Genomic DNA, 22998 nt, shown 5'->3' on the forward strand with positions numbered 1-22998 from the left:
CATCCTTTTTGTTTAGGATGGGCTCTGAACTGTGTTTTCATTCATTTCTTTTCTTTAGAATTTGGCAGTGGTTTCACTGTACTTTTGATTATTAGATAGTCTTTCAATTCTTTGATCAGCTGGAAAAGTGCGGCCCGTTTCTCAAAATCATCGAAGGATGTTGGAATTTCTTTCTTTTTTACTTCCTTCACTAACTTCTCAAGCATCTCGATGTATTCATTAGCGGTATTATGATGATGAACATTATCACTTAAAAATCCAATGTATTCACCAAGTTCATGACTGACCTCATCACCCGACAAATCCATCTTAGCAGCTAAAGGCAGTATTCTCTTTAAGATACTCAACTGTTTTTCACGGAGTTTAAAATAGTGATAGTACGAGGCATCATCGACTATTTTATGATTTTCTTCCTCCAAAGCTGCATAGTAAACCGCTTTTCGAATTAAATTTTCTGCATCTATAATCTCTTTACCGCTCCAGGCACTGTTCCCTGTCACCAAATAATTACTTAATTCCTTAAAAATAATACTATAGAGCTTTTCAATATCCATTCGGTATTTTTTTAGCTCCCGCTCCATGTTCGGCATATAAAAGTTAACCAGAAAGGCAACTGTAATCCCAATGACAACTAGTAAAAATTCATTAAGTAAGCTTGACAATGTAATCGAATTAGAAGCGTATAAGTGCAAAATAATTACACTGCTTGTCACAATACCGCCAGAAATATTTAATGCAACAGTTGTCGGAATAAAAAACAACAGCATTAATCCAATGACAGGAGGTGTATATCCGAGAAGTTCAAAAAATGCAAAGGAATAAAGCATGGCCAATGAACAGGCAAAGAAACGCTCACCGGCAGCCCTGAACGATCGCTTTTTTGTTCTTTGAATACACAATATAGTAATGATTCCAGCAGAGGCAAAACTCTGAAGCCCAATTATTTGGGCTATGTATATAGCAATTGGAGTCCCTATAGCCGTTTTAACGGTTCGATATCCGATTTTAAACATAGTTTATGTAGTCCCTCTCATGCAATTTAATGCAAAAAAGACGCTCTGAAATCAGACCATCTTTTTACTAATAGCATAAACTTTTTAGAGTACCTTTTGCAAGAAGTCTTTAGCACGTTCAGATTTAGGATTCGAGAAAAACTCTGCCGGAGGGGCATCCTCCACAATCACTCCTCCATCTAAAAATAAAACACGATCGGCTACTTCCTTGGCAAATCCCATTTCATGCGTCACAATCGCCATTGTCATCCCTGAAGTTGCCAGTGATTTCATAACTTCGAGTACTTCTTTCACCATCTCAGGATCAAGCGCTGAAGTAGGTTCATCAAACAGCATAATTTCAGGTTTCATGGCTAATGCTCGCGCTATGGCTACCCTTTGTTTTTGACCGCCGGACAGGCGTTCAGGATACACATTCGCTTTATCTTCCATTCCTACTTTTGCCAATAGTTCCATTGCTTCCTTTTTGGCTTGCTCTTTCTTGACTTTGCGGACTTTCATTGGTGCGTACATGATGTTTTCCAAAACCGTCTTATGAGGAAACAGATAAAAGTGCTGGAATACCATTCCTACATTCTGACGCATCGCTAACACATCTGTTTTCGGTGCAGTAATCTCCTCACCCTTTATCCAAATCTGTCCGCCAGTTGGTTTTTCCATTAGGTTCATACAACGAAGAAATGTTGATTTACCGGAACCGGATGGTCCAATTACAGCAATCACTTCTCCTTCTTTTATCTCTGTGGAAATCCCCTTTAGAACTTCCAGCTTTCCATAGCTTTTATATAGCTCTTTTACTTTTATCATCAGTGCTGCAACCTCTTTTCAAGCATTTTTCCGATTAGCGTTAAAATCATAACCAATACGTAATAGATTAAACCTGCAAACAGAAGCGGCTCTAAATATTGGAAGGTTTGTCCCCCAACTTGGTATGCGCGTCTCATGATATCCATTACGCCAATAGTTGTAACGATCGCAGATTCCTTTGTAAGCGTGATGAATTCATTCATTAAGGCAGGTAAAATATTTTTATATGCCTGCGGAAGGATGATATTGGCCATCATGCTGCTGTATGGAACACCAAGTGCCATGGCCGCTTCCCTTTGACCCTTATCTACCGCAAGAACCCCCCCACGGATAATTTCGGAAATATATGCAGCCGAGTTTAAAGAAAATGCTAAAACTGCTGCCCAATACCCTTCAATCTGAAAACCAAATAATTGCGGTGAAGCAAAATAAATAATCATTAATTGAAGAACTAATGGAGTACCCCTAAATATAGATGTATAAAAATCTGATAACCAAATGAGCGGCTTAATTGTAGTGATTTTGCATAAGGCTATAATGGTTCCAAGAAAGAAACCAAACAATGCAGCCAATGCTGCTATTTGCAATGTCGTATATACACCTTCCATTATATAGGGCATGGAAGGGATAATATCTGTAAAATCAAGATTCATGTACTTTCTCCTATCACTGTTAATAAAAAGAAAATTTCAGAAAGGGGTTCTCCCTTTCTGAAATTATTATTCAGCGTCTCCGCCAAACCATTTTAGAACTAACTCTTCAAGTTCACCATTTTCTTTCATCTTTTTCAACTCTTCATTAAATTGATCGCGCAATTCACTGCCTTTTTTGAAAGCAATGGCAGATCCAACTTCTTCTGCATCTCCTTCAAGAAGGAATCCTGTTAAATCTTCATTCTTATCAAGATACCCTTGTGCCACTAAATCTTCAATAATAGCCGCATCAAAACGTTCAGATTTTATTTCCTGTACCAATTCAGGAATTTTGTCACGGTTTTCAACTGTCATTTTTGTTATTTTAGCTAATTCCTGAGCTTTTTCTTCTTGAATAGAACCCATTTGTACCCCGACAGTTTTATTTTCCAGATCTTTAACTGATTCGATTTTGTTATCTTTTGAAGTGACAATCATATGGTTCGCTGTGTAATAAATATCAGAGAAATCCACATTCTTTTCACGCTCCTCAGTTGGAGTCATCCCAGCCATAACAAAATCAGCTTGTCCATTTTTCACAGCCGTTACTAAACCGCCAAAATCCATATCGACAACTTCTACTTTATAACCAAGTTTCCCAGCAATCGCTTTTGCCAAATCTACATCAAATCCGATAATTTCATCACTTTTCGCTGTATCAATGTATTCGAATGGTTTATAATCAGCCGATGTAGCCATTTTTAAAACTTTTTCATCTTCAGAACCATTTCCTGACTCGTCAGAACTTCCACAAGCCGTTAATACCGAAACTGCTAATACTGCTGTCAATAAACTAAGCAACCATTTTTTCATTGTCCTTTACCCCCACTATAATGTGTTTTTCATGATGATAGTTTTCATTTCCTTACACAATTAAACTATCAAACTATATTTTAAGATTTAATAAATATTATATATATGCAACAAAATGTATTTTAACACATAAAATCTGTTTTGCAAAATATTTAATTATTATGTATATATAATTAATTTTTCTTGAGTTTTCACGCGTTAAACTAAAAAAGAAGTATCAAAAAATGATACTTCTCCCATAACATTATAATAAAATTATATACAAAATTTTATTATATTTAGACATTTTCATTCTTATCTTTTTTGAGCTTATTTTCCTCTTTTCACCTGAGGTAAGATCGATTAGACTTCTTCACAATATTCATCAAACATTTTTTGCAGATTTTCAATTACTTCTACAGGTTCATGCCCTTCAATCTCATGACGCTCAACCATTTTAATGATTTTTCCATCTTTTAAAAGAGCGAATGATGGAGAGGAAGGCGGATAGCCCGTAAAGTATTCTCTTGCTCTGGCAGTAGCTTCTTTATCCTGACCGGCAAAGACCGTTACCAATTGGTCTGGTCTTTTATCATAATTCACTGCATGATAAGCAGCAGGACGAGCAATACCACCTGCACATCCACAAACAGAGTTAACCATAACAAGCGTTGTTCCCTTTTTGCTTAGAGTCTCATCTACTTCTTCTGCAGTTGTTAATTCTTTGTAACCTGCATTTTGTATTTCCTGACGAGCCTGGCGAACCACGTCGTTCATAAATAAATTAAAATTCATGCTCACTTAAACATCTTCCTTTCTATCGGAGCTACCCTTATAGTATCAGAGCAGCCGTTTTTTATAAAATATTCCAGATGACAGGTTTAGTTTACTTACACAGGGGAATAGTACCTTTAATTAAGATGACCCCCTATACTCCTAAACTTTTGGATAGCCATAAGGCTATCCATCTTTTTTATGTACTACTCTACATTTTACTTATCCTTCGAAAAAAAATACAGATGAAATAATTCAGCAGCTGCTTTTGAAACTATTTTCTCTCCATCTCTGACACTTGCTTCGATAATCGGTAATAGTTCCTTAACAGCTTTATTGGTATAAAAATGGTCAATGATTTGTTGTTCTACTTCACTCTCAAACCATTTTGTGACCTGCTGCTTTCGCCTATTCGAAAATTCACCTGTTTCCTTTGTGAAAACGGAAAATTCTATAATGGCCTCCCAAATTTCATTCAGACCTTTTTTATGCAAGGCTGAACAGGTAAACGTTTTGACAGTCCAATCCTTTGTAGCCGGTATATGATCACGGAGGATTTGACGGTATTCCTCTTTCGCTCGAATTGCTAACTTCTCATTTTCCCCATCAGCTTTATTAACAGCTATTCCATCGACAAGCTCAAGGATGCCTTTTTTCATTCCTTGCAGTTCGTCTCCGGCACCCGTAAGAGTCAGCAGCAGAAAAAAATCTACCATATCCCTGACTTCAGCTTCGCTTTGTCCCACTCCAACCGTTTCCACTAAGATCACTGAATAACCGGCAGCCTCACAAATCATCATGCTTTCTCTTGTTTTACGGTGCACACCGCCTAATTTACCTCCTGATGGGGTCGGGCGGATAAAGGCATTTGGATGTTTCGAAAGTTCTTCCATCCTAGTTTTATCCCCAAGTATACTGCCTCCGCTGATGGAAGAGCTTGGGTCAATGGCAAGTACGGCCACTTTATACCCAAGCTCACATAAAAATAGCCCCAAATTCTCAATAAATGTACTCTTTCCTGCCCCTGGAACCCCACTAATACCGATGCGAATTGAATTCCCTGTAAAGGGGAGGATAGATTGCAAAATCTCTTCAGCCTGCGGACGATAAACGTCCCCTTTGCTTTCAACGAAAGTAATGGCTTTTGATAATGCTTGTAATTGCCCGGCTTTTAAGTTCCGGACAATTTCCTCTGTATCAACGGGCTTCGTATGGACTCTCTTATATCTTTTTCTTTCGTATTGCTGATTATGGTCTGTCATGACTGGACACTTCCTCATACCCTAGCCTTTTATAAATTTCATTTACTATTTTGATAGCCGCTTCCGGTATGACGGTTCCAGGACCAAATATAGCTGAAGCACCATGCTTGTATAAATAATCATAGTCCTGCTCCGGTATGACGCCTCCTGCAATAATGACGATATCCTCCCGGCCAAGTTTTTTTAGTTCACTGGCCAATTGAGGCAACAATGTTTTATGCCCTCCGGCTAAAGAACTCATCCCAATGACATGCACATCATTTTCAACTGCCTGTTTAGCAGATTCCTCCGGTGTTTGAAATAAAGGACCCATATCGACATCAAATCCAAGATCTGCATAAGCTGATGCAACAATTTTGGCCCCACGGTCATGACCGTCCTGACCCATTTTAGCAATTAATATTCGAGGACGGCGACCCTCATTAAGCAAAAATTCCTCTGTTAATTCTCTAACTTCATTGATTTTATCTAACTCCCGATAATGGGAACCATAGACTCCGCTGATTGTTCGGATAACAGCGCGGTGGCGACCCGATACCGCTTCTATCGCATCCGAGATTTCACCAAGAGTTGCTCTTGCAATTGCTGCCTCAACAGCCAATTCCAACAAATTTCCTTCGCCAGACTGTGCCGCTTTGGTCAATGCATTCAGTGTTTTTGTAACTTGTTCCTGATTACGCGTATCCTTAATCGTTTCGAGTCGTTTAATCTGCTGTTCGCGGACCTTTGAATTATCAATTTCAAGGATATCAAATTCTTCTTTTTCTTCTGTCCTGTATTGATTGATTCCAATCATGATTTCTTCACCGGAATCAATCTTTGCTTGCCGGCGTGCAGAAGCTTCCTCAATCCTCATCTTTGGAATACCGGATTCAATTGCTTTCGCCATGCCTCCAAGCTGTTCAATCTCTTCCAAATGTGCCCATGCTTTCTCAATTAAACGATTCGTTAAGGACTCGACATAATAGGAACCACCCCATGGATCAATAACATTTGTAATTCCGGTTTCCTCCTGTAAGAATAACTGCGTATTCCTGGCGATACTGGCTGAAAACTCTGTCGGCAGCGCAATCGCTTCATCGAAAGCATTTGTATGTAAGGATTGAGTATGCCCGAGTGCCGCTGCATGTGCCTCTATTAAAGTTCTGGCGATATTATTGAATGGATCTTGTTCAGCAAGGCTCCAACCAGATGTTTGCGAATGTGTTCTAAGTGCAAGCGATTTTTCATTTTTCGGATCAAATTGTTTCATAAGTTTTGACCATAAAAAGCGAGCCGCTCTTAGCTTAGCAACTTCCATAAAATAGTTCATACCGATACCCCAAAAAAACGATAAACGTGGGGCAAACGTATCAATAGGTATGCCCGCTTTCAATCCTGTTTTCACATACTCAATTCCATCAGCCAGTGTATAGGCAAGCTCCAAATCTGCAGGTGCTCCTGCCTCCTGCATATGATAGCCAGAGATTGATATACTATTAAATTTCGGCATATGAGCGGAGGTATACTCAAAGATATCGGCAATAATTTTCATAGACATAGCTGGTGGATAAATATACGTATTACGTACCATATATTCTTTTAAAATATCATTCTGTATCGTTCCGGTAAGCCGTGATGAATCTACTCCCTGTTCTTTTGCTGTAGCAATATAAAATGCCATTATCGGCAATACGGCCCCATTCATTGTCATCGAAACAGACATTTTCTCTAGTGGTATACCGGAAAATAGTATTTTCATGTCTTCTATCGAATCAATCGCAACTCCCGCTTTCCCAACATCCCCAACCACACGTGGGTGATCAGAATCATAGCCTCGATGAGTCGCTAAATCAAATGCAACCGATAGCCCTTTTTGTCCCATCTCCAAATTCCGTCTGTAAAAAGCATTTGATTCTTCAGCAGTAGAAAAGCCAGCATATTGGCGAACTGTCCATGGACGGTTTACATACATCGCTGCATATGGTCCCCGTGTAAAGGGAGCAATCCCCGGGAAGGACGGTACATGCTCCACCAGTTCTAAATCATCCCGATTATATAGAGACTTTAACGGTATTTGCTCATTTGTTTCAAAGTCAGGAATATCCGAACGTATATCTGCTGAATCTGAAACGAAATCCTCATGGACAGACTGCCAATCTATTTGTGAAAAATCCGGTTTTTTCATGCTTTTACCCCCTGCCTTGATGACAATACGGTTAATAGGTCAATCATATTTGTATGTCGGTCAATTTTCTTCCAATTAAGTTCCTTAATAGCCAAATCAAAATTCCCCACTGCATAAATATGCATATTGCTGTCTACTTTTAAATTGGATAATGGCGTATTCAAGTGATTCTCATCACCGCATATCAGGATATAGCTTCCCTGGCAACCTCTTATTATCTCTTCCAGCATTTCTTGATTTACTATTCCGGTTCGCTCTGTATAACTCAGCCCCCCTGCCGCCAATACTTCTTTTGAAAGATCAATATATGGCTTAGATTGAGAGACGCTGCCCAGCCCAATCACTATGATTCTTTGCTGTTGCTCCATCTCATTTCCCCAGGTCAAATTCATCGATCGAATAGCTTCAAATTCTGATGCTAAACGGATTGGTTTAAGCGGGAATATTTCTTTTTCACTCTTCTGAATGCTTTGCGTATCTATTAAATTCTGCGTGAGATCCGGTCGTTCTTCTTTTGGATTAGCATACACATTTGTACCCACCATCTTTTCCTTCCTAATAGCTACCGCTGATAATCTGTTTTTAGCTAGCTCTGCTAACTCTCCTTGTATTTGCCCCTTCTTTAACTCTGAAAGAATGCCGCCTTTTTTCTCCAGTTTAATAAACTGATCCCATGCCTGTTGACACAGTTCATCTGTTAAAGCCTCCAAATAGTAAGAACCCCCGCCTGGATCAGCTGTTTTCATTAACATGCTCTCTTCCCTAAGAATATGTGGAATGTTTCTTGCCAGGCGTTTTCCAAGAGAACTCTTTTCTCTTTGCAATTGATCGAATGGAATGACCGTGAGATACTGACAGTTCCCAATTACAGCTGCCAATGCTTCATTTGTTGTACGAAGGAGATTTACATAATGATCAAACCCGGTTTTATTTCTTAATGAGGTCTGTGCATGGATGTCCATTTTAAAGATGTTTTCCTGACCATATGACTTACCAACCGCAAACCAAAGCTTTCGCGCAGCTCGAAGTTTGGCAATTTGCATGAAAAAGGAGGAATCAATCGAGAATGAAAAAATTATTTTTTCTGCCGTTTCTTGTGCTGATAACCCTGCCTGCATGCCTTCAAATACATAATGTGCACCAAGTGATAATGAATACGCAATCTCTTTGACGGCATCTGCACCTGCTTCATGATAAGGCCTACTATTGACTAGAATTGTTTTTATTGTTGAGGAAGATAGATTCCAGTTCTTTATATAGTGAAACCAATCAGATAAGGCATTGTTTTCTTTAGTAGGTATAGACCCTCTTTCAGCCCATTCAGTAATTAAATCTCGTACCACTGCTCCTTGTTGATCAGATAGCCCGTTAACCTCAGCTAACTTTTCCATAATGATTCCCTGCCGGTTACCAGAACCAGCCTCTAGAAATAAAGGATAGTCCTCAATCGGCAAATCATTCAATAGTATGATAAGTTCTTCACTGCCCATTTTGTTTACATCAAAGGAAATCGTATTTTGCCCATTCTCCAATGCCTCGAGTATAGTTCCCTTAATATTGCTTCCTGTTGCCACTTGGCAAATTTTTAGCGGGTGATGCTGATAGCCATTTTCATAGATTCCTCTTGTATAAGGAGGTTTACCGGGTACTTCATCTTTTTCTGAATCCAGATTGTAAAGCGGTTTCAAAATAATTTTTTCAAACGTTTGAGTGTGTAATGTGTCCAGTTCTTTTCCCTTTAAAGATTTTAGAACTGCTTTTTCCCACTCCTCCACTGTTGTCTGTTGAAACCTATCATTCTTTGCATCCTTTATATTCATAGCTTGCTTTCTACTAAAAGAAAGCTCCCTCCCCTCGCCAATTAACGAAATAGTATGTTAATTAATCTTATCATGCAAATGACCTTTTTCTCCAATAAAAGGAAAAATAGTGCAAATCTCTTAAGTCCTTATTAAATCAATTCACCAATACTTCTCCATTAAAGTATTTGACCAGGTGGGTTGAAGAACTCTTTCTTTTGGCAAAAATTCTTTCATTACAGGCTTAATATCTATGATAGGGGTACAATCCAGAGCATCTAGCCCTTTAACAGTTAATACTCTCTGTTTAACTCCCACCAATTCAACGATTGTAACCCCAAGCTTATTCGGCCGATTCTTCCCTCTTTGTGCAAAGACGCCTACCTCGGGAAATTCTTTATTATTTCTGGGATGTCTGGCTTCATACTGAATATTTCTATCATCCACTTTGTCAAAATAAAAAATAATTTCTAAATGAGAGAATTCGTGTATACCTTTTAAAGACGATTGACTTATATTCTCAGCCAGTTCAATGGACGATACAATAGCACCCCAATCATCATCCACTATTTCTTTCCTGCTATTCTTCACAAATGCTATTGGTTCTATCAAATAGTGCATAGCTACATCTCCTTAATCAGACGTCAGTCACTCTATCATTTCTTCAACTCCGAGAAAAATTCCTTTAAAATAAAATGAAAAGAAAAACGTCGATGAATTCACAGGTGTATACAATGTCCATTTAATCCAGTAAATTATTTCTTGGGAAATGATTCAAGCAAATAAAAGAAGACACACATACTGTGTGCCCTCATGTTTTCTATTAATATAGCGGTGTATTTTCGCTTGTGATATGTTCCAGGATATCTTTCACTCGAGCCAAAAACCTTCCGCATACCAATCCATCAAGAACACGGTGATCTAGTGATAGACATAAATTGACCCGATCCCGGATAGCAATCATATTGCCGTGCATGACAACTGGTTTCTTGACAATTGACTCCACTTGCAAGATAGCGGCCTGTGGATGGTTTATAATTCCCATCGATTGGATGGATCCAAATGAACCAGTATTATTTACCGTAAAGGTACCGCCCTGCATATCCTCGGACTTTAATTTACCGGAACGGACCTTTTCAGCCAATTCATTAATTTCACGCGCGATCCCTTTAATTGTTTTTTCATCTGCATATTTAATAACCGGAACATACAACGCTTCATCCGTCGACACAGCAATCGAGATATTAATATCTTTTTTCCTGACAATTTTATCTCCAGCCCACATTGAATTCATTTCTGGAAACTCTTTTAATGCTTGAGCAACCGCTTTAACAAAAAAGGCAAAATAAGTTAGATTATAGCCTTCCTTTTGCCTAAATTCCTTCTTAAGTGAATCACGGTATTGAACGAGATTGGTTACATCCGCTTCCACCATTGTCCATGCATGCGGAATCTCATGTTTAGAACGCATCATATTTTGTGCAATAGCTTTCCTTATACCAGTTACAGGTATTTCTCGATCTCCACTTTCTATCTTCATATCACTGCCTGATGATTTTTGCTTTACACCCAAATCAGGCTCATACATCTGAGTATCCGCTTTCGGTTCAGCATTTTCAATGTTAACTTGGGCCTTAGCAGCAGTGCCGCCCTCCACAGCTTTCAAAATGTCTTTACGAGTAATTCGACCGCCGGCTCCGCTTCCAGCCACGTTTTCGAGGTTAATCCCATGTTCCTGGGATAATTTTAATACGGCCGGAGAATAACGTGCCTTATTAGATTGGTCGGTCTGAATTAGCGATTCACTTTTTTCCTCAGAACGATTCTTTTCTTCCTTTGGTGCCTCTTCAGAACTATCAGGCTCTCCTGCTAGTTGGATACTGCACATGACTTCCCCGACAGGAAGTGTCTCTCCCTCTGCTGCAATCAAATCTTTAATTACTCCAGTAAAGGAAGATGGAACTTCGGCATTCACTTTATCCGTCATTACTTCAGCTATCGGGTCATATTTATTCACTCGGTCACCGGGCTTTACAAGCCAGCTCGAGATCGTCCCTTCTGTTACACTCTCCCCAAGCTGCGGCATTTTCATCTGTTCTATTGGCATTCGCTATTTATCTCCTTTCGCAATCAGTTTAAAATTCTGCTAATTCTCTCATGGCTTTTTCCACTTTTTCCGGGTTGACCATAAAATATTTTTCCATAGTTGGAGCATATGGCATCGCCGGAAGATCAGGACCTGCTAAACGTTTAATTGGTGCATCCAGCTCAAACAAGCAGTTCTCGGCAATGATCGCCGCCACCTCGCTTATTATGCTGCCTTCCTTCGTATCTTCCGTTATCAATAGCACTTTACCAGTTTTGGAGGAAGCCTCGATAATTGCTTCCTTATCGAGGGGATACACTGTCCTTAAATCTAAAACATGCACTGAGATTCCATCCTGAGCTAATTTTTCAGCAGCCTGAAGCGCAAAGTGAACACAAAGTCCATAAGTGATAACCGTAATATCATCTCCATCTCTTTTTACATCCGCTTTGCCTATCGGCAATACATAATCATCATTGGAGACTTCCCCTTTGATCAGACGGTACGCACGTTTATGCTCAAAGAAAAGTACAGGATCTTCATCACGTATTGCTGCTTTTAAAAGCCCTTTTGCGTCGTATGGTGTAGATGGCATAACAATTTTTAAACCAGGCTGGTTGGCAAAAATGGCCTCTACTGATTGTGAATGATATAAGGCACCGTGTACCCCACCACCGTAAGGAGCACGTATGACCATCGGACAATGCCAATCATTATTGGACCGATAGCGGATTTTGGCAGCCTCAGAAATGATTTGGTTTATTGCCGGCATAATAAAATCCGCAAATTGTATTTCTGCAATCGGTCGCATTCCATACATTGCAGCTCCGATTCCTACCCCCGCAATAGCAGATTCAGCCAAAGGCGTATCAATTACTCGATCTTCACTAAATTGCTCGTACAGCCCGTTTGTAGCCTTAAACACTCCTCCTTTTCTGCCAACATCTTCACCAAGGATAAAAACTTTTTCATCTCGTTCCATTTCTTCTTTCATCGCCATGGTTATTGCATCAATATATGAAATGACAGGCATGGTTTACTCTCCTTCCGTCTCAGCATATACAAACTTCAAAGCATCTTCTGCTTTTGCATACGGAGCATTTTCAGCGTAATCTGTTGCTTCATTTACGATTTTCATGACCCTTTTATTGATTTCTGTTTCTTTCTCTTCATCCAGAAGGTCAATTTCCTTTAAATACGCCCCAAATGTGAGAATCGGATCCTCCGTTTTTGCCTTTTCCACTTCATCTCGAGCACGGTAGCTTCGATCATCATCATCACTTGAGTGCGGAGTAAGCCGGTAGGATACAGTTTCAACCAAAGAAGGGCCTTCCCCGCGTCGGGCACGGTCAGCAGCCTCTTTAACAGCTTTATACACTTCGAGCGGATCATTGCCATCTACTGTGACACCAGGCATCCCATATCCAATAGCTCGGTCTGACACTTTTTCACAGGCTAATTGTTTTTCAATTGGTACCGAAATCGCATATTTATTATTTTCAACCATAAAAATAACAGGGAGTTTATGTACACCAGCAAAATTGGCACCTTCATGAAAATCTCCCTGATTTGATGAACCTTCACCAAAAGTTACAAATGTAACCAAATCTTTCTTTTCCATTTTTCCAGCCAATGCGATTCCGACTGCATGGGGAACTTGAGTGGTAACCGGCGATGATCCTGTTACAATTCGATTTTTCTTCTGACCAAAATGACCTGGCATCTGCCTGCCGCCGGAGTTTGGATCTTCCTGCTTGGCAAATCCTGAGAGCATCAACTCAGTTGGTGTCATACCAAATGTTAGAACTACCCCCATATCGCGATAGTAAGGCAGTACATAATCCTTTTCCCTATCAAGGGCAAAAGCTGCTCCAACCTGAGCTGCCTCCTGACCCTGACAGGAAATCACAAACGGAATTTTCCCAGAGCGATTTAACAGCCACATTCTTTCATCTATACGCCTTGCCATCAGCATTGTTTCATACATTTCCAATACCATTTCGTCCGTTAATCCCAGGACTTCATGCCTGTTTTTTGTCATTTAGTAAACCTCCTCTAAAGCCTTGCTCAAATTTTTACGAATGAATCGCTTTTCCATCAACAGCCAGAGCTGCTTCTCCAATCACTTCAGACAATGAAGGATGCGGATGAATAGTATGAGCAACCTCCCAAGCTGAAGCATTTAATACAAGGGCCAAGCCTGCCTCAGAAATCATATCTGTTACATGCGGGCCAATCATATGTACACCTAATAAATCATCCGTTTCTTCATCAGAAATCATTTTCACAAAACCGTCTGACTCTCCGAAGACCAATGCCTTTCCAATTGCTTTGAACGGGAATTTTCCGACCTTGACCTTATGACCGCGCTGAATAGCTTCATCTTCTGTGATTCCTACACTTGCTGCCTCAGGACTACTATATATGCATCTGGAAATAAAATCGTATTGGATAGGATGTGGACTTTGGTTAGCTATATGCTCCACTGCAGTGATTCCTTCATGGCTTGCGACATGAGCCAGTTGCATGCCTCCAATCACATCACCAATGGCATAGATATGCGATTCCTTTGTTTGATAAAACTCATTAACAGCTATTACGCCGTTATCAATTTGTATATCGGTGTTTTGAAGACCAATCCCTTCAACATTTGCCTGGCGACCAACCGATACAAGAATTTTTTCAGCCTTATATTCCTTCTTTTCTCCGTTTAATTCTGCGGATATGGATACGCCCTGTCCTGTTTGCAGCGTTTCTGGCATTACTTTTGCTTTAGTAACGATCCTAATACCTTTTTTCTTTAAGATCCTTTGCATCTCTTTCGAAATATCTCGGTCTTCTGTTGGTATAAGACGATCTGCGTATTCCAGTATAGTTACCTCCACTCCAAAATCAGCCATCATCGATGCCCATTCTACTCCAATAACTCCTCCTCCGATAACAAGCAAGGAAGATGGCAGTTCGGATAGCTGTAAAGCTTCATCTGATGTTATTACGGATTCACCGTCAATTTTTAAACCCGGCAAGGATTTTGGTCTTGAACCCGTTGCAATAATTACATTTTTTGGAATTAACATCTCATTTTCCGTTCCATTATTCATCTCAACTGAAATGGTCCCTGGCATTGGCGAAAATATGGATGGTCCAAGAATGCGTCCATACCCTTCATATAAATCGATTTTTCCTTGTTTGATTAGATGTTGCACACCTTTATGGAGCTGTTCAACGATTCTTTCTTTTCTTTCCTGTGCCTTTAGAAAATTTAGACGAGGTTCGGATACTTCCACGCCAAACTCTCCTGCATGTTTGATAGTTTGGTAGACCTCTGCACTGCGTAAAAGTGCTTTTGACGGTATGCATCCAGCATGGAGACAGGTTCCGCCTAGCTTGCCCTTTTCAACAATAGCTGTTTTCAAACCTAACTGGGAGCCTCTTATGGCTGCTACATAGCCGCCTGTGCCGCCGCCCAAAATGACCAAATCATAATCAGTTGCCATTTAAAATCCACATCCTAACATCTATATTCAGTACTTAATATTTAAGAGATACACACTTTCTCATATAACTCCATCCTTATTCTACTGGTCTTACCACATGGTCAGAGATTATTAAGTTAAACCCCTTTCGCAAACCAGAAATGAGCCTGATTAGAGAACAAGAGTCCGCAAGTTTACACGTATACGGACTCTTCATTCTCAGGTGACTCTAACGGCGACGATTTAGTATATGGCGGCCGTTTAATAAAAACTGGCTTCTGGATTGTTTTAATTTTTCAATTCTCTCCTCAGCCATTCGGTCCGCTGCAACATAGGTCGGAATTCCGTCTCTTTTAGCAATCTCTATGACTCTTTCAATATTGCTATATATACCCTCTACTTTTTTCAATGCCCGATCCTTGTTATAGCCATATAACTCATCTGCGACATTAATAACCCCACCGGCATTAATCACATAATCAGGTGCGTAAACGATACCCATTTCATGAATGGCATCTCCATGACGAGTTTCCTTTAATTGATTATTAGCTGCACCCGCAATTACTCTTGCTTTGATTCGCGTAATAGTTTCATCATTTATAGTTGCACCGAGCGCACAAGGTGCATAGATATCACAATCGACACTATATATATCTTCAGGATCCACTGCTTTTGCTCCAAAATCCTCCACAGCACGATTCACTGATTCTTTATTAATATCTGTCACTATTAATTGTGCACCCTCTTCATGTAGATGCTTACAAAGATTATAGGCCACGTTTCCTACTCCCTGGATAGCAATTACTTTTCCTTCCAGCGAATCTGTGCCAAATGCTTCTTTTGCTGCTGCTTTCATTCCTCTGTACACGCCATAAGCAGTGACAGGGGATGGATTTCCTGATGAACCAAAAGCAGGTGAAATACCCGTTACATAGTCCGTTTCCTCATGAATTATATCCATATCAGCCACTGTTGTTCCAACATCCTCAGCCGTAATATATCTTCCATTCAACCCTTGAATATAACGCCCAAATGCACGGAACATTTCTTCATTTTTATCTTTACGCGGGTCACCGATAATAACGGTTTTACCTCCGCCAAGATTCAGGCCGGCAGCTGCATTTTTATACGTCATTCCCTTCGCTAATCGAAGAGCGTCCTCTATTGCAGCATCCTCTGTATCATATGTCCACATTCTTGTGCCGCCAAGCGCAGGTCCGAGGGTTGTATCATGTATGGCAATAATAGCTTTTAAACCAGATTGTTTATCCTGTACAAACAGCAATTGTTCATAATCATATTGCTCCATATATTTAAAAATTTCCATTTTTCATTTCCCCTCTCTATCTTCGGTCTAACCTTTACTTTTTACTGACCTTTCACACTTTAAGATTTAAAATGAAGTTATTTGGCTTTTTAGGTCCTTTTAGGGTGTAATTCTAAATCGTGCTTGAACTTGCCTCCTCTGCAGACTTGTTATGAACAGCATAGCTGCTGTAAAACTCAAGCCATACCATCTTGGCCCCTTGTTTTGGTTCACCCACAGTCTTTAGATGCAAGAATCGTGCCAACATGAATTTTGTTGAGTAATCGACCTTTTTAGAAGAATCCTTTTTTCATAGAACCTGCAAAAATTTGCACACACGAAAAATTCTGCATGCAAGTTTATTCAAGACTAAACTTTTGCAATTTATAATAAAAATTACGAATGGACAAACCCAGATCACGGCTGGCAGCAGTTTTATTCCCATTATGCTTTTCTAAAGAACGCATAATAATGCTTTTCTCCACTTCATCCAATTGATCCGCTAAACTTTGTTTATCATTTATTGTTGATCTTTTTTCGATTGTATGGTTAGGAGAACCTTCTGCAGCCTTCAATAATTTTTCAGGTAAATGCCTCTTTTGTATAATTTTTTCATGCTGATCCATAAAAATTATGGCTCTCCCTAATATATTCTCTATTTCCCTTACATTTCCAGTCCAATCATATTCCTGAAGCATGATGAGTGCCTCACCGCTTATATCCTCAATACTTCGGCCATACTCCAAATTCAACTTTTTGATTAAGTGGACGCATAATGGGGGAATATCTTCCTTACGTTCCCTTAAAGGCTCAATATATATAGGCATTCTGTTAATTCGGTAATATAAATCTTCTCTGAAGTTTCCTTTTGCAATCGCTTTCTCAAGATTGACATTGGTCGCTGTTATCACACGCACATCAATGGAAATAGGCTTGGTTCCTCCTACACGAACTATTTCATTCTCCTGCAAAACGCGAAGAAGCTTCGCCTGCATATTTTGAGAAAGCTCACCAATTTCATCAAGAAATATGCTGCCATTATTGGCTTCTTCAAACAGTCCTCGTTTACCGCCACGCTTTGCACCTGAAAAAGCTCCATCTTCGTAGCCAAATAACTCACTCTCTAAAAGCGACTCCGATATCGCTGCGCAATTCACGCGGATGAATTTATTATATTTTCGATCACTGGCATTATGGATTGCATGGGCGAATAGTTCCTTGCCTGTACCCGATTCACCCCTCAATAATACGGTAACTGGCGTACGGGCGCATAAACGGGCCTGCTCCAATGCCAATTTCATCTCTTTAGATTGGCCAATAATATCGTCAAATGTATATTTAGCTTCTAGATTACGAATGATTTGTCTCGCCCTTTTCAATTCCTGTGTCAGGCTTTGTATTTCAGAAAGGTCATGAATGACGCCAACGCTTCCCTTCAAATAACCATTCACCATAATCGGTGCTACATTAACCACCACATCCCGGTTCGATGCCCCCACCTTCATTCGTACGCCTCGGACAGGTTTTTTTGTTTTCAAAACCTGCATATGCATACTTTTACCTTCTGTAATATCTGCCGTAGCAGGTTTGCCCAGGACATCCTCTTCGGTCAACCCGGTAATTCTGGTATACGCAGGATTAATTAAGATTCCATTCCCATCCTCATCCACTACAGTTATGGCATCTTCACTCGAATGAATAATAGCTTCGAGCATGTTTTGAATATGCTTTAAATTTGTAATTTCCTCTGCTAAGCTTGTAAATTCCGTGATTCCTTTGAAAACGGCCAAAGCTCCCAGTAAACCGCCTTCTTCATTCTTGATAGGCATTCTGGTTGTTACCACATCTAAATTTTTATCCAAATGAGCCCGTTGATTGCTCTCCGTTTTTCTTGTTTTGAGGATTTCAGGAAGACGGGACGCAGGAATAACTCTATGTATGTGCTGACCGATTGCTTGTTTTCTGGGGACACCCGTAATCGTTGCTGCAGCCTGATTAAAAAAGATTATTTTCTCTTCTGTATTTATAAGTACCATCCCGTTATCGGTCGCATTCAAAACTAATTCATGTAAATAAGCCTCTTCTTTCGACTTCCTGATTAAACTTTCTTTCTCTTGAATCAGATTGGCTAACAGAAAGGCAATCTGCCCGTGAACTAAAAGAGTGTGATTACTTTTATGGCGGGCTATATCCTGGTAAACTTGCTCATCCCCTGTCACTTCAAAAATGATATCCGAGCCATCAGTGATAAAATCTACCCAATCACTACCTGTTTTTATATGATTTTGTTCAGCTAATTGAAGTCCCACTGCACTCGAATGACGATCCACCACTCCTATAACCTGATAATCCTTTGCCTCAAGTAAGATTTTTAAAATGGATAGCCCTCCAGTGCCCGCCCCAATAATCAAAACTGTTTGCAAGGCAATCTCCTCCTTTTGAAGTGAGGGTACAGAATAGTGCAAATTTTTTCATTGTTTCCTCTATCATAAGTTATTTGAATAAACTTGACAAATTTTCTATATTTTATAAAGTTGAAGATAGAAATACACTTAATCAGGACGTGATGAATTGCAACGGATAATCGCCTTTGCGCTTTTATTGATTCCGGGCCTTCTAACCGCACTCGGAATTAAATGGATGAGAGACATGATTTTTGGCAGACTCAGCCCAATGCTACCTGCCCTTTGGGTACAATTTTTATTAGGTTTACTATTATTTATTGGCGGACTTTCTTTTATTGCCGGATTCGTGTTTTATCGCGATCGAAAACGTAATAAAGTTCAAAATCGATTTAGTGAGAAACCTGTCCGTAAATGAATTTCAGGTGATCCTTACAGGCATACAACCATTAAGTTTTGCAAGGGCGCCAATAGAAGTACCAATTTTGAAGACCAGATCCTACATGATTTGGTCTTTTTTTATGACACATATTTAAAAGAGTTGGTAATTGAAATGTTATTTAAATTAATCGCTATATGAGGATAAGGCAGGAGGTGAGGGAATTATAAAAGGATTTGTTCGTAACCTTGGTACTTATGACTAAAGAAGGAGACAGCTTTTATTGGCTGTCTCCTTAATTGACCTAATTTCGCAATTAGTTCTAAAAGATGTAAAACTATTTTATTTAATGGCTGAACTTCCAGTAAACTTTATGAAATCCTTTTCAAATTATATAAACTAACAGCGTGAATAATATAGGTTCCAGTTAATAAGAACCATATAGCCATTTTGTAACCATCAAAAGAAAATGGTGTTATAAATTCATCAATTAAAAAAATAAAGAACCATCCTAATATGAATATCGGGAAAGCAATTGAGTAAGATGTGTTTAATATACCCTTCCCTCTCTCATCCTTACTCTCGTCTCCAAATTGGAATTTCACACTAAAGAACACAGAACCAAAAAAGATCAATATATACGCGATTATAGCGATAAGCAGAAACACTGCCATTATAACCCCTCCCCTTTTTTTCTATACTGGAATACTTCATTAATCCCAACATTAAAAGCTTCTGCAATATCAAAGGCTAGCACTAATGACGGGGTATAGTTACCTTTTTCTATCGAAATAATTGTCTGTCTGCTAACCCCTGCGCTTTTAGCTAAATCCTGTTGAGTCATTTTTCGTTCGGCTCTTAGAATACGAATTCTATTTGATAATAAATATCCCTCTCCTCCCACACAAGCCCTCCTTTGTAAATATTTGTTAAGTTAATTGTAAAACTAATTTTACCAAAAGTAAAGTTTGTTTTACAAATTAGTTTAAAATTGGTAACCTCATTCCACTCTTCTAACCGTTAGCTGAAAAAGTATATATTCGTTTTCCATTTCCGAAATACCTTTTTTCATACTAAAAAACGAACGTATACAATACGTTCGTCTGTTATAATGCTATTCACGAAACACGATTCCACGCTTCGACTATATCACGATTAGAAAGGCTCCAACCAAAAGATATCCTATTGCTATATCCTACTTTAGTTGATCTATTTATGTACGCATATATCTAATTTTAAACCAAAGGCTGCCCATTTTAGTCTACTTATATGATCTGCCTTCTTGCAAATACTTTTGGTAGGCCTCTTTTACTTTATCTTTTCTTGGCTCATCTTTTAAAAGATAATTATGTACCTTAGTTATAAGGTATAAGCTTCTGACAAGACATCCTAATACTATTCCCAAAACAATTATACCGCCATATAAGTAGCCAAATATCGCAAAGGTAAAATACCCTATAACTATGCAGCCGACGATACAGAGTAACACTAACAATTCATCATCCCCTATTTATCTATATGGATAAATATACCACGAAAATGGATAAGTTCAGATGAAATTATTGATATTGATTCCTGAGCTGAATCGCTTTATCTGGGTCATCCGTAATAAATGCAGTGCATCCCACCTTAAATAATCGCTTCATATCTGCTTTGCGGTTCACCGTATAAGGCCTGACTGCAATCCCAGCTTTCATAGATTCCTCAATGATTTCATTAGGTGCTGCTTTGTATTTTGGATGAATCCCTTTCGCTTTTATCGAGCTTGCATAAATCCAGGGCATATATAGCCCATCTGAGTATAATGGCGCTGTTTCAATCTCAGGAGCCAATCGATGACAATAGACCATACTATAGTGATTAAACGAGGACAAAACCGTCCTCTCTTCCATGTCATACTCACGAATCATTTCAATCACTTTTTCTTCCATGCCTGGATAGGGAAATACCCCATTTTTTAATTCAATGTTCAATAGTAAATCATTTGTAGCCAACCACTCCATAACTTCCCGAAGAGTAGGTATACTAGCAAATTCTACAGTTTTGGAGTTATTGGCAGCATTGAGCTTTTTAATCTCTGCAAGAGTAAAATCACGAACATTACCTTCTGAGTCTGTCGTACGGTCAACCGTTAGATCATGGATGACAACAAGCTCACCATCTTCCGTTAATTGTACATCCAATTCAATCCCATCTGCACCTGCATTAAAGGCTTCGATAAAAGAAATCATCGTGTTTTCCGGATACACAGCAGCATATCCTCTATGTCCAAATATTAATGTCAATATTCATACCTCCGTTCAAAACATATAAATTCCTATTCCCTATATCAGTTTATTTCATGCATCTATTTTATAGGACAGGATTTAGAATACAAACTAACAAAACCGGAGGAAGTAGGATATTTTCTCTGGAGGTAATTATTAAACAGTATTCCCGTAAAGGTAGCTGTTCTTTCATTTTCGAGTCTCACAAGATTAGGAAAATCTGCAAGGCATAAAGCTAGGGGAGTACATGAAGAAGGGGTTAAAACAAAACGGGTAAACTTTTGTAGCTAATATGTGGTATTTAATCCAGATTAAAGGTCAGATGATTAGAAAGAAAAGAAGTATCCATGCAAATTTCATTTCACAGATACCTCTTTATGATAATAAACCAGACAGTTGGTACATAAGGTTTATTAATTAATCGCGTCGCACCACTAAGGGTTAGATCACAAGTACGTCAATTACATATGATTAAGATGCTTTATGTTCGAGTCGAAGCTTATCAGCGACCATTGCAATAAACTCACTGTTTGTCGGTTTCGCTTTCGTCATACTGACTGTGTATCCAAATAATGAGGAGATGGATTCAATGTTTCCTCTGCTCCATGCGACCTCAATTGCATGTCGAATAGCACGTTCTACACGGCTCGCAGTAGTGTTGAATTTTTTCGCAATATCCGGATAAAGGACTTTAGTAATCGAACCAAGCAGTTCAATGTCGTTATAAACCATAGAAATTGCTTCACGTAAATACATATAGCCTTTAATATGCGCAGGTACCCCAATCTCGTGGATAATGCTAGTGATACTTGCATCAAGGTTTAGAGGCTTAGATTCCGATGGCTGACGCGGTGTATATGTGCTCGTTCTCGCTATGCCAGCACCCTTTTCACCTGTCTGTCTAATATGATTGACAAGGTTATCCATATCAAATGGTTTAAGTATAAAATATGACGCTCCTAGTTCAACCGCTTTTTTCGTAACATCTTCCTGGCCAAAAGCAGTTAACATGATGACATTCGGAACACTCGTTCCTTTTTGAGAATCTTTAATTCGCTCCAAAACGGCCAGACCATCCAAATGCGGCATGATAATATCAAGTACTAAAACATCCGGCGTTTGCTGTTCAAGCATGCTTAAACAATCCTGTCCATTATGGGCAACCCCTGTAATCTCCATATCCGGCTGTTCTGATATATACTCTTCCAATAAAGCAACAAGTTCACGATTGTCATCAACGACACATACTTTTATTTTTTTCAACCAGATATCCTCCTCAGACATTTCCTTTATTTTCTATCATTTCTAATCTTTATTCTAACCGAGAAATTCGACATTGCAATATAAAAAGCATTGAAAAAATGAAAAATACTTAAAATTATATATTAATACAAGTTTTGCTCCTGAATCCTCTTTATTTCGACTGTTTTCGTCTTAACATGCAAATAATATTATTCAATTGTCGAAAAATCTCCACTCTACTCCCCATTATACTACCAATAAAAGGAAAAAGCAGGCTGAATTACCCTGCTTTTTGATCCTTTTGATAGATATTAATACCTGCTTCATTGAGCATCCATTCAATATGAACTCCGTATCCGCTTGTTGGGTCGTTGACAAAAACATGCGTGACTGCGCCAATAACCTTCCCTTTTTGTATAATTGGACTCCCACTCATTCCTTGCACAATCCCGCCAGTTTTGCTTAATAAATCTTTATCGGTAACCTTCAAAACCATTCCTTTAGTTGCCGGAAATTTTTGCGGAATAGTACTGA

General features: G+C 39.1%; 21 protein-coding genes. 1 reads left to right on the forward strand and 20 read right to left on the reverse strand.

The window, feature by feature from the left end; all coding sequences use genetic code 11:
- Nucleotides 1-41 precede the first annotated feature (41 nt).
- The 15 genes from AC4BHA_RS12370 to AC4BHA_RS12440 form a co-directional block, all read right to left on the reverse strand.
- A complete protein-coding gene (locus AC4BHA_RS12370) occupies nt 42-1013 on the reverse strand; it encodes an aromatic acid exporter family protein (protein WP_139892462.1) in 972 nt (323 codons plus the stop codon).
- An 84-nt stretch (nt 1014-1097) separates the two neighbouring features.
- Nucleotides 1098-1820, reverse strand: coding sequence for an amino acid ABC transporter ATP-binding protein (locus tag AC4BHA_RS12375; RefSeq protein ID WP_066104869.1), 723 nt, complete (start codon nt 1818-1820; stop codon nt 1098-1100).
- On the reverse strand, nt 1820-2473 hold the full coding sequence (locus AC4BHA_RS12380; RefSeq protein WP_066104872.1) for an amino acid ABC transporter permease: 654 nt from the start codon (nt 2471-2473) through the stop codon (nt 1820-1822). The genes AC4BHA_RS12375 and AC4BHA_RS12380 overlap by 1 nt, the downstream gene beginning before the upstream one ends.
- 66 nt (nt 2474-2539) lie before the next feature.
- Nucleotides 2540-3325, reverse strand: a complete 786-nt coding sequence (locus AC4BHA_RS12385) for a transporter substrate-binding domain-containing protein (RefSeq protein WP_139892466.1) — start codon at nt 3323-3325, stop codon at nt 2540-2542.
- Nucleotides 3326-3667: 342 nt separating this feature from the next.
- A complete protein-coding gene (locus AC4BHA_RS12390; RefSeq protein WP_139892467.1) occupies nt 3668-4105 on the reverse strand; it encodes a BrxA/BrxB family bacilliredoxin in 438 nt (145 codons plus the stop codon).
- Nucleotides 4106-4296: 191 nt separating this feature from the next.
- Nucleotides 4297-5340, reverse strand: coding sequence for a methylmalonyl Co-A mutase-associated GTPase MeaB (gene meaB, locus AC4BHA_RS12395; protein WP_490558730.1), 1044 nt, complete (start codon nt 5338-5340; stop codon nt 4297-4299).
- The gene (scpA, locus tag AC4BHA_RS12400; protein ID WP_490558731.1) at nt 5327-7507 is read right to left on the reverse strand and encodes a methylmalonyl-CoA mutase; all 2181 of its coding nucleotides are present in this window, start codon (nt 7505-7507) and stop codon (nt 5327-5329) included. The genes meaB and scpA overlap by 14 nt, the downstream gene beginning before the upstream one ends.
- Nucleotides 7504-9327, reverse strand: coding sequence for a methylmalonyl-CoA mutase family protein (locus AC4BHA_RS12405; RefSeq protein WP_490558732.1), 1824 nt, complete (start codon nt 9325-9327; stop codon nt 7504-7506). The genes scpA and AC4BHA_RS12405 overlap by 4 nt, the downstream gene beginning before the upstream one ends.
- Before the next feature lie 141 nt (nt 9328-9468).
- Complete coding sequence (locus AC4BHA_RS12410) at nt 9469-9927, reverse strand: SAM-dependent methyltransferase (RefSeq protein WP_490551166.1); 459 nt, start codon at nt 9925-9927, stop codon at nt 9469-9471.
- Between the two features lie 202 nt (nt 9928-10129).
- Complete coding sequence (locus AC4BHA_RS12415; RefSeq protein WP_490558733.1) at nt 10130-11413, reverse strand: dihydrolipoamide acetyltransferase family protein; 1284 nt, start codon at nt 11411-11413, stop codon at nt 10130-10132.
- Between the two features lie 28 nt (nt 11414-11441).
- Complete coding sequence (locus AC4BHA_RS12420; RefSeq protein ID WP_490558734.1) at nt 11442-12425, reverse strand: alpha-ketoacid dehydrogenase subunit beta; 984 nt, start codon at nt 12423-12425, stop codon at nt 11442-11444.
- Between the two features lie 3 nt (nt 12426-12428).
- Nucleotides 12429-13433 carry a thiamine pyrophosphate-dependent dehydrogenase E1 component subunit alpha gene (locus tag AC4BHA_RS12425; RefSeq protein WP_139892477.1) on the reverse strand — a complete coding sequence of 335 codons (1005 nt, stop codon included), beginning with the start codon at nt 13431-13433 and terminating at the stop codon, nt 12429-12431.
- 34 nt (nt 13434-13467) lie between these two features.
- Nucleotides 13468-14889: a dihydrolipoyl dehydrogenase gene (gene lpdA / locus AC4BHA_RS12430; RefSeq protein ID WP_139892479.1), complete on the reverse strand. Its 1422-nt coding sequence runs from the start codon at nt 14887-14889 to the stop codon at nt 13468-13470.
- Between the two features lie 208 nt (nt 14890-15097).
- Nucleotides 15098-16195 carry a branched-chain amino acid dehydrogenase gene (gene bcd / locus AC4BHA_RS12435; protein WP_066104907.1) on the reverse strand — a complete coding sequence of 366 codons (1098 nt, stop codon included), beginning with the start codon at nt 16193-16195 and terminating at the stop codon, nt 15098-15100.
- Nucleotides 16196-16533: 338 nt separating this feature from the next.
- Complete coding sequence (locus tag AC4BHA_RS12440) at nt 16534-18597, reverse strand: sigma-54 interaction domain-containing protein (protein WP_066104908.1); 2064 nt, start codon at nt 18595-18597, stop codon at nt 16534-16536.
- A gap of 148 nt (nt 18598-18745) precedes the next feature.
- Between AC4BHA_RS12440 and AC4BHA_RS12445 the strand changes: the two genes are divergently transcribed.
- Nucleotides 18746-18994, forward strand: a complete 249-nt coding sequence (locus AC4BHA_RS12445; protein ID WP_066104911.1) for a DUF2627 domain-containing protein — start codon at nt 18746-18748, stop codon at nt 18992-18994.
- A gap of 332 nt (nt 18995-19326) precedes the next feature.
- Here AC4BHA_RS12445 and AC4BHA_RS12450 read toward each other — a convergent pair whose 3' ends face one another.
- From AC4BHA_RS12450 to AC4BHA_RS12470, 5 genes are all read right to left on the reverse strand, one after another.
- Nucleotides 19327-19629, reverse strand: a complete 303-nt coding sequence (locus AC4BHA_RS12450; RefSeq protein WP_066104914.1) for a hypothetical protein — start codon at nt 19627-19629, stop codon at nt 19327-19329.
- Nucleotides 19629-19859 carry a helix-turn-helix transcriptional regulator gene (locus tag AC4BHA_RS12455; protein ID WP_139063837.1) on the reverse strand — a complete coding sequence of 77 codons (231 nt, stop codon included), beginning with the start codon at nt 19857-19859 and terminating at the stop codon, nt 19629-19631. Before AC4BHA_RS12455 ends, AC4BHA_RS12450 begins: the two co-directional genes overlap by 1 nt.
- 655 nt (nt 19860-20514) lie before the next feature.
- Entirely contained in the window at nt 20515-21240 is a 726-nt protein-coding gene (locus tag AC4BHA_RS12460) for a glycerophosphodiester phosphodiesterase (RefSeq protein WP_140462039.1), read from the reverse strand.
- Nucleotides 21241-21693: 453 nt separating this feature from the next.
- Nucleotides 21694-22485, reverse strand: coding sequence for a sporulation transcription factor Spo0A (gene spo0A, locus AC4BHA_RS12465; RefSeq protein WP_066104919.1), 792 nt, complete (start codon nt 22483-22485; stop codon nt 21694-21696).
- A gap of 259 nt (nt 22486-22744) precedes the next feature.
- A partial coding sequence (locus tag AC4BHA_RS12470) for a SpoIVB peptidase S55 domain-containing protein (RefSeq protein ID WP_490558735.1) occupies nt 22745-22998 on the reverse strand: 254 nt, incomplete at its 5' end.

The organism is Pradoshia sp. Z3_51 (assembly GCF_058215915.1).

Excerpts from the sequence above, each read along its gene's own strand:
- scpA (WP_490558731.1), bottom strand. The coding sequence starts at position 7,507 with ATGAAAAAACCGGATTTTTCACAAATAGATTGGCAGTCTGTCCATGAG.
- AC4BHA_RS12410 (WP_490551166.1), bottom strand. The coding sequence starts at position 9,927 with ATGCACTATTTGATAGAACCAATAGCATTTGTGAAGAATAGCAGGAAA.
- AC4BHA_RS12385 (WP_139892466.1), bottom strand. The coding sequence starts at position 3,325 with ATGAAAAAATGGTTGCTTAGTTTATTGACAGCAGTATTAGCAGTTTCG.
- AC4BHA_RS12380 (WP_066104872.1), bottom strand. The coding sequence starts at position 2,473 with ATGAATCTTGATTTTACAGATATTATCCCTTCCATGCCCTATATAATG.
- meaB (WP_490558730.1), bottom strand. The coding sequence starts at position 5,340 with ATGACAGACCATAATCAGCAATACGAAAGAAAAAGATATAAGAGAGTC.
- bcd (WP_066104907.1), bottom strand. The coding sequence starts at position 16,195 with ATGGAAATTTTTAAATATATGGAGCAATATGATTATGAACAATTGCTG.
- lpdA (WP_139892479.1), bottom strand. The coding sequence starts at position 14,889 with ATGGCAACTGATTATGATTTGGTCATTTTGGGCGGCGGCACAGGCGGC.
- AC4BHA_RS12405 (WP_490558732.1), bottom strand. The coding sequence starts at position 9,327 with ATGAATATAAAGGATGCAAAGAATGATAGGTTTCAACAGACAACAGTG.
- AC4BHA_RS12370 (WP_139892462.1), bottom strand. The coding sequence starts at position 1,013 with ATGTTTAAAATCGGATATCGAACCGTTAAAACGGCTATAGGGACTCCA.
- AC4BHA_RS12450 (WP_066104914.1), bottom strand. The coding sequence starts at position 19,629 with ATGGCAGTGTTTCTGCTTATCGCTATAATCGCGTATATATTGATCTTT.
- AC4BHA_RS12425 (WP_139892477.1), bottom strand. The coding sequence starts at position 13,433 with ATGACAAAAAACAGGCATGAAGTCCTGGGATTAACGGACGAAATGGTA.
- AC4BHA_RS12420 (WP_490558734.1), bottom strand. The coding sequence starts at position 12,425 with ATGCCTGTCATTTCATATATTGATGCAATAACCATGGCGATGAAAGAA.
- AC4BHA_RS12375 (WP_066104869.1), bottom strand. The coding sequence starts at position 1,820 with ATGATAAAAGTAAAAGAGCTATATAAAAGCTATGGAAAGCTGGAAGTT.
- AC4BHA_RS12415 (WP_490558733.1), bottom strand. The coding sequence starts at position 11,413 with ATGCCAATAGAACAGATGAAAATGCCGCAGCTTGGGGAGAGTGTAACA.